The sequence below is a fragment of the Amycolatopsis sp. WAC 01416 genome (genome assembly GCF_003947485.1).
Lineage (GTDB): Bacteria > Actinomycetota > Actinomycetes > Mycobacteriales > Pseudonocardiaceae > Amycolatopsis.
Genome location: NZ_QHHX01000004.1, coordinates 535627 through 547516 on the forward strand (window position 1 = coordinate 535627; position 11890 = coordinate 547516).

8 protein-coding genes are annotated in these 11890 nt (G+C 69.7%); 5 read left to right on the top strand and 3 right to left on the bottom strand.

Annotation, left to right across the window (positions count from 1 at the left end; all coding sequences use genetic code 11):
- Genes DL990_RS16255 through DL990_RS16265 form a run of 3 tightly spaced genes read left to right on the top strand, consistent with a single transcriptional unit; the run spans window position 1 to window position 3901 of the window.
- Entirely contained in the window at window positions 1–612 is a 612-nt protein-coding gene (locus DL990_RS16255) for a potassium-transporting ATPase subunit C (protein WP_125799161.1), read from the top strand.
- A 5-nt stretch (window positions 613–617) separates the two neighbouring features.
- Window positions 618–3203, top strand: a complete 2586-nt coding sequence (locus tag DL990_RS16260) for a sensor histidine kinase KdpD (RefSeq protein WP_125786557.1) — start codon at window positions 618–620, stop codon at window positions 3201–3203.
- Window positions 3200–3901, top strand: coding sequence for a response regulator (locus tag DL990_RS16265; RefSeq protein ID WP_125786556.1), 702 nt, complete (start codon window positions 3200–3202; stop codon window positions 3899–3901). The genes DL990_RS16260 and DL990_RS16265 overlap by 4 nt, the downstream gene beginning before the upstream one ends.
- Before the next feature lie 305 nt (window positions 3902–4206).
- Here the strand turns inward: DL990_RS16265 and DL990_RS41260 are convergent, their stop codons facing one another.
- Window positions 4207–4842: a hypothetical protein gene (locus tag DL990_RS41260; RefSeq protein ID WP_158632626.1), complete on the bottom strand. Its 636-nt coding sequence runs from the start codon at window positions 4840–4842 to the stop codon at window positions 4207–4209.
- 189 nt (window positions 4843–5031) lie between these two features.
- On the opposite strand from DL990_RS41260, the gene DL990_RS16275 reads away from it, so the two are divergent.
- The gene (locus tag DL990_RS16275; protein ID WP_199746415.1) at window positions 5032–5328 is read left to right on the top strand and encodes an acylphosphatase; all 297 of its coding nucleotides are present in this window, start codon (window positions 5032–5034) and stop codon (window positions 5326–5328) included.
- 88 nt (window positions 5329–5416) lie between these two features.
- Complete coding sequence (smc, locus tag DL990_RS16280) at window positions 5417–9016, top strand: chromosome segregation protein SMC (protein ID WP_125799164.1); 3600 nt, start codon at window positions 5417–5419, stop codon at window positions 9014–9016.
- A gap of 70 nt (window positions 9017–9086) precedes the next feature.
- Here smc and DL990_RS16285 read toward each other — a convergent pair whose 3' ends face one another.
- On the bottom strand, window positions 9087–10670 hold the full coding sequence (locus DL990_RS16285) for a sodium:solute symporter (RefSeq protein WP_125786552.1): 1584 nt from the start codon (window positions 10668–10670) through the stop codon (window positions 9087–9089).
- A 9-nt stretch (window positions 10671–10679) separates the two neighbouring features.
- On the bottom strand, window positions 10680–11888 hold the full coding sequence (locus DL990_RS16290; RefSeq protein ID WP_199746416.1) for an anhydro-N-acetylmuramic acid kinase: 1209 nt from the start codon (window positions 11886–11888) through the stop codon (window positions 10680–10682).
- Window positions 11889–11890 lie beyond the last annotated feature (2 nt).

Here is an 11890-nt window from a genome sequence, read left to right on the forward strand (position 1 = left end):
ATGAACGCACTGTTGAAACAGACCCTCGCCGGGCTGCGTGTCCTGCTCGTCTTCACGGTCCTGCTGGGTGTGATCTACCCCCTGGGTGTTTGGGCGGTCTCCCGGATCCCCGGCCTCGAATGCAACGCGGAAGGCTCGATCGTCACCCAGGACGGGCAGGCCGTCGGGTCCTCGCTGATCGGCATCGACCCGGTCGCGGCCGACCCGGCCAAGGATCCGTGGTTCCACAACCGCCCGTCCGCGGGCTCGAAGGACGCCCTCGGCCCCGGCGACCCGTCGTCGTCCGGCGCGTCGAACAAGGGCCCGTACAACGAGGACCTGGTCGCCGCGATCGGTGAGCGCAAGAAGCTCATCGCCGCCCGCGAGGGTGTCCAGGAGTCTCAGGTGCCCGCCGACGCGGTGACGGCGTCGAGCTCCGGGATGGATCCGGCGATCAGCGTCGCCTACGCCGACCTCCAGATCCCGCGAGTGGCCAGGAACACGGGCCTGTCCGAGGAGAAGGTCCGGCAGCTCGTGGCCGACAACACGAGCGGCGCCGGGATCGGTGTGCCGGGCGTCGCTGTGCTGAAGGTCAACTTGGCCGTGCGCGACGCGGCCGGAGGAGCACACTGACAGACGTGGACGAGAACACGACCAAGCCGCGCCGGGGTGAGCTGAGGATCTACCTCGGCGCGGCCCCGGGCGTCGGCAAGACCTACGCGATGCTCGGCGAGGCGCGACGCCGCCTCGACCGGGGCACCGACGTGGTCATCGGCCTGGTCGAGACGCACGGGCGGAAGAAGACCGCGGAGCTCGTCGACGGGCTCGAGACGGTGCCGCGCCGCCGGTCCGCGCACCGGGACCACGAGTTCGAGGAGATGGACCTCGACGCGCTGCTCGCCCGCGCCCCCGAGGTCGCCGTGGTCGACGAACTCGCGCACACCAACGTGCCGGGATCGCGCAACGAAAAGCGCTGGCAGGACATCGACGAACTGCTCGCCGCCGGGATCGACGTGCTCTCCACGGTCAACGTGCAGCATCTGCAGAGCCTCAACGACGTCGTCGAGCGGATCACCGGCGTCACCCAGCAGGAGACGGTGCCCGACGAGGTCGTGCGGCGGGCCGAGCAGCTGGAGCTGGTCGACATCACGCCCGAGGCACTGCGCAGGCGGCTGGCGCACGGCAACGTCTACCCGGCCGAGCGGATCGACGCGGCGCTGGGCAACTACTTCCGGCCCGGCAACCTCACCGCGCTGCGGGAGCTCGCGTTGCTGTGGGTCGCCGACCAGGTCGACGTGGCGTTGCAGCGGTACCGAGCCGAGCAAAAGATCACCGACACGTGGGAAGCACGCGAACGGGTGGTCGTGTCCATCACCGGCGGCCCGGAAAGCGAGACGCTGATCCGCCGCGCGAGCCGCATCGCGAACCGCGCGGGCGCCGAACTGCAGGTACTGCACATCCTGCGCGGCGACGGGCTCGCCGGGATGGGGCCGACGGCGGTCGGCAAGTACCGGAAGCTGGCCGAAGAGGTCGGCGCGACCTTCCACACCGTCGTCGGCGACGACGTGCCGACGGCTCTGCTCGACTTCGCGCGCGGGGTGAACGCGACCCAGCTGGTGGTCGGGACCTCGCGGCGGTCACGCGTGGCGCGGTTGTTCGACGAAGGCATCGGCGCCGCCGTGGTCCAGCGGTCCGGTCCGATCGACGTCCACATGGTCACGCACGACGAAGCGGGCGGGCGGCTGCGCGCCCGCTTCAATCGGAGCCCGCTCGCGCCTTCGCGGCGGCTGACCGGCTGGGTGCTTTCGCTGGTGCTGCCCGCGCTGGCCACGCTGCTCGGTGTCCTGCTGAGGGATCAGCTCGATTTCTCCACCGACGTGATCGACTACGTCCTCGCGACGGTGCTGGTCGCGCTCGCGGGTGGGCTCGGGCCCGCGCTGCTCGCGGCGGTGTTCTCGGCCGGGCTGCTGAACTTCTTCTTCACCCCGCCGCTGTACAACCTGACCGTCCACGAGCCGCGGAACGTGATCACGCTGGTCGCGATGGTGCTGGTGGCGGTCCTCGTCGCGGCGGTCGTCGACACCGCCGCCCGGCGCGCGACGCAGGCCGCGCGGGCGCGGACCGAGGCCGCGCTGCTCGCTTCGTACGCGCGGACGGTGCTCACGCACACCAACCCGATCGAGCGGCTGCTGGAGAAGGTCCGCGAGAACTTCGGCCTGACTTCGGTGTCCCTGCTGGAAAAGCGGGACGGGAAGTGGAAACGGGTGGCGAACGCCGGCACGGATCCCTGCGCCGATCCCGACCAGGCCGACGCCGACATCGCGGTCACCGCCGACGTCCACCTGACCCTGCGGGGCCGCGCGCTGCCCGCGTCGGACCGGGGAGTGCTGGAAGCCGTCGCGGGGCAGGCGTTGCTGGCCCTGCGGCAGCAGCGGACGGCGAAGGCGGCCATCCGCGCCGAACGCAAGGCCGAGGCGACCGAACTGCGCACAGCTCTGCTGTCGGCCGTCGGCCACGACCTCCGTACGCCGCTGACGTCGATCAAGGCGTCCATCGGCAGCCTGCGCGCGACCGACATCTCACTGTCCGAAGAGGACACCGACGAGCTGCTCGAAGCGATCGAGGAATCGGCGGACCGGCTGGCCGGGCTGATCGACAACCTGCTCGACTCGTCTCGGCTGGCGACCGGCGCGGTGCGCCCGCACCTGCGCCCGGTCGGCTACGACGAGGTGGTCTCGCACGCCTTGTCCAATGTGGACAACTCGGATTCGGTCGTGGTCGCGATCGACTCGCGGCTGCCGTCGGTGTGCGCCGATCCCGGCCTGCTGGAACGGGTCGTGGCGAACGTGATCGACAACGCGCTGCGGCACGGGAGGTCGCGCGAGCCGATCTCGGCCCGCGCCAGCACGCATTCGGACCATGTCGAACTGCGCATCGTCGACCACGGGCGCGGGCTCAAGAAAGGCACCGCGGACTCGGCGTTCGCGCCGTTCCAACGGCTCGGGGGAGACCGGGACAGTGTGCCCGGCGTGGGACTGGGGCTGTCGGTCGCCAAGGGATTCACCGAGGCGATGGGCGGGCGGATCCGAGCGGAGGACACGCCCGGCGGCGGACTCACCGTCGTCATCTCGCTGCCCGCATATGTTGGTCAGGATCCGGAAAAGAGCCTCCTCGCGTTCGACGACGAGGGACTGGAGAACGAAGAGGAGGAGCGAGTGCGATGAGCGCAGACACCGCGTCGGCGACGGTCCTGGTCGTCGACGACGAACCGCAGATCGTGCGAGCCCTGCGGATCAACCTGTCCGCCCGCGGCTACAAGGTGATCACCGCGCACGACGGGACGGCCGCGCTGAAGGCCGTCGCCGAGACGAAACCCGACGTCGTCGTCCTCGACCTCGGCCTGCCCGACCTCGACGGCACCGAGGTGATCGCCGGCCTGCGCGGCTGGACGACCGTGCCGATCATCGTGCTGTCCGCGCGCGGCGACTCGGCCGACAAGGTCGAGGCCCTCGACGCCGGCGCCGACGACTACGTCACCAAACCCTTCGGCATGGACGAACTGCTGGCGCGCCTCCGCGCCGCCGTGCGCCGATCGGCGTCGTCCGGTGTGGACGGTGCGGACGCGGTGGTGGACACGGGATCCTTTTGCATCGACCTGGCGGCGAAGAAGGTGCGCCGGGACGGCAAGGAAGTGCACCTCACCAAGACCGAATGGGGTGTGCTGGAACTGCTGGTGCGCAACCGCGGCCGTCTGGTGGCGCAGAAACAGCTGCTGCACGAGGTGTGGGGACCGACGTACGAGACCGAATCGCACTACCTGCGGGTGTATCTGGCGCAGCTGCGGCGGAAGCTGGAACCGGAACCCTCGCGGCCGCGGCACCTGCTGACGGAACCGGGGATGGGGTACCGCTTCGAAGTGTGAGCTCTTTCGGTCCGGATCGAGTGTCATGAAAGGGTCGTTCATGACATCCGGCGCACCCGGCCGCCACGAACCCGCGGGACGCCATGAAAGGTCCTTTCCTTGCGAAATTTGCAAGGAAAGGACCTTTCATGGCACGTGGGGAGGGAAGTGCGTTGCGAAAGCCACTTTCGCAACGTTGAAGGTTGCGAAAGTGGCTTTCGCAACCCCCTTACCGCGAGCCTGCCGCCCAGCTCACCGCCGCGAAGTAGTGAAGGCCTCCTTCCCTACCCTCAAGGTAGGCAAGGAGGCCTTCACGGACCAAAGGCTTACTGAGCGCTGCTCGTGGAGGTGTCGGTGGCGCCGGAGGTGCTGGACTTGCCCGGGGTCGACTCGCTGGGGGCGCCGCTGGAGCTGGAGCCGCCACCCGTGGTGGTGGGCGTGGTCTCCGACGGGGGCGTGGTCGTCGGTGTCGGTGTGGGCGTCGTCGTCTTCGTCGGTGTGGGCTTCGGCGTCGTCGACGACGGCGGCAGGACCGTACGCGTCGGCTCACCGCCACCCGGGTCCGGCGGTACGACCGGCGGAGGCGGCGCGACGACGCTCGTCGTCTCCTTGCCGTCCGGGCCGACCCGGTCCACCGTGGTCGGCGGCGCCGTCGAGCTGGAGGGCGCGCCGGGGGTCGGCGAGCCGCTGACGGTCATCGGGCCGCCGGGGACGGCGTTGCCCGGGACCACCTGCACGCCGGCGGGGGCGATGCCCTGTCCGCCGCCGGGGACGCCGGTGCCGCCCGCGGTGGAGGAGACGCCGGGACCCGCGAGTTCGGCGATCGCGGCGAAAGCCGTCGCCACCACGAGGCCGCTGACGCCGAGTACGGCGTAGCCGGCGCGGTTGAGCTTGCCGGTGGCGCCGCGTGGGGGTGCCACGGACACGCGTGCGCTCGAATCAGACCCGTCGGGACGGGGCATGTGCTGGCTCCTCGGATGGGGGACTTCGGGGAGTTCGAGACGGCAGACAAGTATGCCGAGCCGGCTCCGGCTACCCGGGCGAGGTAGCCCAAGTGGGGACCCGGCGCGGAGATTATCACCGCTGCTCAACCGTCTGCGAACCACAGCGAACGTCGTGTTCACCCTCCGCGTTCATCCGCATGGTGCACGATGGGGACCGTGAGTGAAGAAGTAACGCACATCAGGCTGACCGCGTGGGTGCACGGTCGCGTGCAGGGTGTCGGTTTCCGCTGGTGGACCCGTAGTAAGGCGCTTGAGCTGGGGTTGGCGGGCAGCGCGGCCAATCTGGCCGACGGGCGTGTCGAGGTGATAGCGGAGGGTGTTCGTGAACACTGTGAGCGGCTTTTGACGGCTTTGCGCTCCGGGGAATCACCCGGAAGTGTGGATCACGTTGTCGAGCGGTGGTCGCCCGCGAAAGGCGGGCTTCGCGGGTTCGTGGAGCGCTGAGGCCCCGCGTCCCACGATCACCGTGAGCACACAGGTAGCCTGGGTCGATTGAAAGACCGGTTCCCGCAGCCAGAGGGGTCAGCACGACGTGCACCTGAAGAGCCTGACGCTCAAGGGCTTCAAGTCCTTCGCCTCGGCGACGACGTTGCGTTTCGAGCCGGGCATCACCTGTGTGGTCGGACCGAACGGCTCCGGCAAGTCGAACGTCCTCGACGCGCTCCGGTGGGTCATGGGCACCCAGGGCGCGAAGGATCTGCGCGGCGGCAAGATGGAGGACGTCATCTTCGCCGGGACCGCCGGTCGTGCCCCGCTCGGGCGCGCCGAGGTCACCCTGACCATCGACAACGCCGACGGCGCGCTGCCCATCGAATACTCCGAGGTGTCGATCACCCGCCGGATGTTCCGCGACGGCGCGAGCGAATACGAGATCAACGGCGACCGCTGCCGCCTGATGGACGTGCAGGAACTGCTGTCGGACTCCGGTATCGGCCGCGAGATGCACGTCATCGTCGGGCAGGGGCAGCTTTCGGCGATCCTCGAATCCAAGCCCGAGGAGCGCCGCGCCTTCATCGAAGAGGCCGCCGGCGTCCTCAAGCACCGCAAGCGCAAGGAACAGACCCTGCGCAAGCTCGCGAACATGCAGGGCAACCTCGACCGCCTCGGCGACCTCACCACCGAACTCCGCCGCCAGCTCAAACCGCTGGGCAAACAGGCCGAGATCGCCCGCAAGGCACAGTGGGTGCAGTCCGAGCTGCGCGACGCGCGGCTGCGGTTGTTCGCCCACGACCTGGTCTCCCAGCGCGAAGGCATCGCCAAGGAAGAGGCCGACGAGCGCGTCGCCCGTCAGCGGCGCGCCGAGGTCGAGCAGGCGCTGGAGATCGTCGCCGCGGAGGAGGCCGAGCTCGAAGCGTCGCTCGCCGAGGACGCGCCGAAGCTGGCCGCCGCGCAGGAGACCTGGTACAAGCTCTCCGCCTTGACGGAGCGGTTGCGCGGCACCGTGCGGCTCGCGCTGGAGCGTCAGCGGCATCTGTCGTCCGACGTGCAGCAGGCGAGCACCGGCCGCGACCCCGAGGAGCTGCTCGCCGAGGCGGAGCAGGTCGCCGAGCGGGAGCAGGAGCTCAACGAGGCCGTCGCCGAGGCCCGCATGCTGCTTTCGGAGACCGTCCAGCGGCGTGAGCAGCTCGAACATCTCGTCCAGGCGGCCGAGCGGGCGCATATGGCCGCGGTCCGGGCGATCGCCGACCGCCGGGAAGGGCTCGCGAAGCTCTCCGGGCAGGTCGAGGCGCTGCGCAGCAAGAACGGCGCCACCTCCGACGAGATCGACCGGCTCACCGTCTCACTCGAAGAGGCCGCCGAGCGGGCGGAGATCGCCGTCGAGGAACTCGAAGAGGCCAAGGCCGCGGGCGGGGTCGAGGAATCCGACGACTCCGACCTCCAGGCCCACCACGACCGCGCGGTGGAGGCCAACAACGCCGCCAAGGCGCGGGTCGAGGAGCTGGTCAAGGCCGAACGGGCCGCCGAACGCGAGATCGCGTCGGAGAAGGCCCGTGTCGAGGCGCTCTCGATGGGCCTGCGGCGCAAGGACGGCGCCGGCGCGCTGCTCGGCGCGCAGCACGAACTGCCGGGCCTGCTCGGTTCGGTGGCCGCGCTGCTCACCGTCGAAGCGGGCCACGAGGTCGCGCTGGCCGCCGCGCTCGGCCCGGTCGCCGACGCGGTCGCCGTCAACGGCGGCGAAGACGCGCGCGCCGCGCTGAAGTTCTTGAAGGACAACGACTCCGGCCGCGCGGGTATCCTGCTCGGCGGGCTGGGGTCCACTGTGGACACGAGTGCGTGGCCGTCGCTGCCCGAGGGCGCGCGCTGGGCGCGCGAAGTCGTCACGGCGCCGCCCGCGCTGCGCTCGGCCGTCGAGCACGCGCTCGACCGGGTGGCCATTGTGGACGGTCTGGAATCCGCGCGCCGTCTCGTCGAGGTCCATCCCGAGGTCAGCACGGTCACGCCGGAGGGCGACGTTTTCGGGGCCCGCTGGGCGGTCGGCGGTTCGGCGCGCAGCGAGAGCGTCATCGAGGTGCAGGCCGCGGTCGACGAGGCAGGCGATCGGCTGAACGCCGCCGAGCGCGCGCTGGAACGCACGGCCGCGGAACTCGAAGGCGCCCGCGCGGGGCAGGCCGCCCGGCGTGAAGAGGTCGGCAGGGCGAAGGAAGCGCTCGGGGACGCGAAGGTTCGCAAGGCCCGCTCGTCCGAGCGCTTGAACCGGATGGAGCAGGCCGCGCGTGCCGCGCAGGCCGAGATGGATCGGCTGAGCAACCAGCGCGCCAAGGTCGAGCAGAGCCGCGAAGAGGCGTTGCGGCAACTCGCCGAACTCGAAGAGCGGCTGGCCGCCGTCGCCGAACAGGAAGTCGACGAGGATCCGGACACCGCCGAGCGCGACCAGGCAGCCGAAGACCTCGGCACGGTCCGCCAGGAGGAGATGGAGTCCCGGCTCGCGCTGCGCACCGCCGAGGAGCGCGCGCGGAGCATCCAGGGCAAGGCCGAATCGCTCCGCCGGGCAGCGCATGCCGAGCGGCAGGCACGCGAACGCGCCGAGAAGTCCAGGGCCGCACGGAAACGCGGCGCCGAGATCGCCAACGCGGTGGTCAACGGCGGCGAGATCGCGTTGGAGCGCATCGAGGTCTCCGTGCAGCGCGCCGCCCGCGAACGGGACGAGGCGCAGGCGCAGCGGCAGTCGCGGGAGACCGCGCTGACCCAGGTCCGCAGCAAGGTCCGCGAGCTGACCGGCGAACTGGAGAAGCTCACCGACGCCGTCCACCGCGACGAGGTGCTGCGCGCCGAGCAGCGGTTGCGGCTGGAACAGCTCGAAACCAAGATCGCCGAGGACTTCGGGATCGGCCTCGAGGACCTCGTCACCGAATACGGCCCGGACGTTCCCGTGCCGCCGAGCGCGGGCGAGATGGCCGAGTACGAAGCCGCCAAGGAACGCGGCGAGGACGTCACCCCGCCGCCGCCCATGCCGTTCGACCGCGACACCCAGGCCCGCCGGGCGAAGCGCGCGGAGAAGGACCTGAGCCTGCTGGGCAAGGTCAACCCGCTGGCGCTGGAGGAGTTCGCGGCGCTGGAGGAGCGGTACAAGTTCCTCTCGACCCAGCTCGAAGACCTCAAGGACACCCGCAAGGATCTCGAAGCCGTCATCAAGCAGGTCGACGAGAAGATCCTCGAGGTCTTCGCGTCGGCGTACGAGGACGTCGCGCGCGAGTTCGAGACGGTGTTCAGCGTGCTGTTCCCGGGTGGCGAGGGGCGCATGGTGCTCACGCAGCCCAACGACCTGCTGTCCACCGGCGTCGACGTCGAAGCGCGGCCGCCGGGCAAGAAGGTCAAGCGGCTCTCACTGCTCTCCGGTGGCGAGAAGTCGCTCGTCGCCGTCGGCATGCTGGTGGCGATCTTCCGCGCCCGGCCTTCGCCCTTCTACGTCATGGACGAGGTCGAGGCCGCGCTCGACGACACCAACATGCGACGGCTGATCGGGCTGCTCGAGCAGTTGCGGGACTCTTCGCAGCTGATCATCATCACCCACCAGAAGCCGACCATGGAGATCGCCGACGCGCTGTACGGCGTTTCGATGCAGGGCGACGGCATCACGAAGGTGATTTCGCAGCGGCTGCGGACAGCCGAAGACGAGCCGGTTTCCGCTTAGCGCGTGCAATGAAAGGCCCCTTCATTGCAAAATTTGCAATGAAGGGGCCTTTCATGTCGTCTCGGAGGGGCTAAACCGGCGTCGACTCCTTCACGTCCGGCTCCGCCAGCGGGTCGACGCTCCCGTGCCGCAGCGACAGCAACCCGCCCACCACGAGCGTGATCACCACCCCGCACAGCGTGTACCAGGGCCACGCCAGCGCCACCGTGTTCCCCGAAGACTTGCTGAAGTCGACGCCGATCAGGCTGCCGTCCGGTTTGTTGAACTTGACGCCGAGGATGAGGAACGCCATCACGATCACCGTCGACACGAACGCCACGATCGCGTCGACCTGCCTCGCCCGCTTGAACAGCAGGCCCAGCAGGAACGCGCCGAGCAGCGCGCCGTAGGTGTAGCCGGTGATGCCGAGCGCCTGCACCACGATCGGGTCGGCCGAAGTCTTGTTGGAGGAGGCGAAGAAGCCCGCGCACAGAATCAGCGCGCCCGCCCAGACGATCGTCCAGATCCGGCCGTGCTTCAGCCGGTCGGCTTCCGGCAGCTGCCTGCCGATCACCCGTTCGTAGACGTCGGTCACCGTCGAGGATGCCAGCGCGCCGAGCGAAGAACTCAGTGCGGCGGCGAGGATCCCGGCGATCACGAAACCGGACAGGCCGCTCGGCAGGTCGTTCACGATGAAGTTCGCGAACAGTTCGTCCTTGTTGGCCAGCCCGAGGCCTTCCGGCTTCGGCTTCGTCGGGGCCAGGCCGTTGTACAGCGCCCACAGCAGCACGCCGATGAACAGGAACAGCGCGAACTGGATGAACACCACGAAACCGCTGGCGACCAAGGCCTTCCGTGCCGCACGCAGGTCGTTGGTGGACTGGAGGCGCTGCACGATCAGCTGGTCCGAGCCGTGCGAAGCCATCGAGAGCACGGCGCCACCGATCAACGCGGTGAAGAACGCGTACTGCCCGGTGAGCATGTTCGAGGAGAAGTCGAAGATCTGGAACTTGTTGGCGTCGACGGCCTTGTCGAACCAGCCGTCCGGCAGCCTGCTGGAGATCGCCCAGATCACCACGACCGCGCCGAGGACGTACCAGAGCATCTGGATCGCGTCGACCCAGACGACCGCGCGGACCCCGCCGAAGAAGCTGTAGAGCACCATCGCGATGCCGAGGCCGATCACGATGGTCCAGTACGAGACGTTCAGGCCGTAGGCAGCCATCACCACCTTGATCGGGATCGCGGTGGCGAACAGCCGGATGCCGTCGGCCAGCGTGCGGGTGAGCAGGAACGTCACCGACGCGGTGCCCTGCAACCCGCCGCCGAAGCGTTTGCCGAGGAAGGCGTAGGCGGTGACCAGGTTGCCCGCCACGTAGCGCGGCAACAGCACCATCGACACCACGATCCGGCCGGCGATGTACCCGATCGCCAGTGCCAGGTAGGTCATCCCGCCGTCGCCGGGGGTGGCGATGTAGGCCACCGTCGGCACGGAGAGCACGGTGAGGGTGGACGTCTCCGCGGAGACCACCGAGAGGCAGGCCACCCACCAGGAGATCTTGCCTTCACCGACGAAGTAGTCGGAGCCGGATTTCTGTTTGCCGCCGATCCAGACGCCCAGCAAGGGCATGCCGACCAGAAAAAGCCCGATGATCGCGAGGTCAAGTGCGCGCATCCGTATCTCCTATCGCTCGCCGGTCGTCGCCGCTACCCGTAGCCGGGTCACGGTTGAGCTGTGCGGGGCGGGGAGTCGCAGGGGCCCCGCGCCCGGGGTGATGCTGCCGAGCAGCCGGTCGCCGCGGGCACCGGTCGCCGACGGGAGGTTCCCTGGCACACCGGACCAGGTCAACCAGCCCAGCAGAATGGTCAGGTATGCCTCTTTGCCCGCGCGTGGCAGCCCGTGGTCGTCGCTGGTCTTCAGCGCCGCACCCGGCAGGTTCCTGGCGAGCGCGGCCATCAGCGCCGGGTTGTCGGCGCCGCCGCCGGAGACGATCACCGTGACGATGGCGTGGCGACGGCATTCCGCGGCGATCGTCACCGCGGTCAGTTCGGTCAGCGTCGCCAGGAGGTCTTCCGCGTCGACCGGCGGAAGCCCGTCGACCGCCGCGTCGAGATACGCGCCGTGGAACAGTTCCTTGCCGGTGGACTTCGGCGGCGCTGCCGCGTAGTACGGGTCGAGCAGCAGCTTCGCCAGCAGGTCGGGCCGTACGTTCCCGCACAGGGCGAGCGCTCCGTCGATGTCGGCACGCAGTCCGGTGACACGGTGCGCGGCGATGTCCATCAGCGCGTTGCCGGGACCGGTGTCGTAGGCCAGAACGGCACCGTCGGACGGCACTACGGTGATGTTCGCGATCCCGCCGATGTTGAGCGCCGCGACCGGGCCGGAAGCGGCCATTTCCCGTAACCACAACGCGTCCAGCGTGCTGGCGAGCGGCGCGCCGTGTCCGCCGGCGGCGACGTCGCGGACACGCAGGTCGGCCACCACCGGCAGTCCGGTGCGTTCGGCGATCCACGCCGGATTCCCCAGTTGCAGCGTGCCGCGGGCGGCGCCGTCCTCGACCCAGTGGAACACCGTCTGGCCCAGCGAGGCGACGACGTCCGCGGTGCCGCCTGCCAGTTCCTCGACGCCGCGGGCGGCCGCCTCACCGAAGGCCTGGCCCACCAGGGTGTCGAGTTTCGTGAGCTGTTCGGCGCTGCAGGGATTCGGCGGCAGGGCGTCGAGCAAGGCGTCGCGGAGCGTTTCGGGATACGGGACTTCGAGCCTGCCGAGCGGGGAGAGCACCACAGTGTCCCCGTCGGCGCGTAGTTCGGCGGCCGCCACGTCGATCCCGTCGATCGACGTGCCGGAGATGAGTCCGATCACCCGGACCCCAGAGCCGGAGAAAACCGTCATTC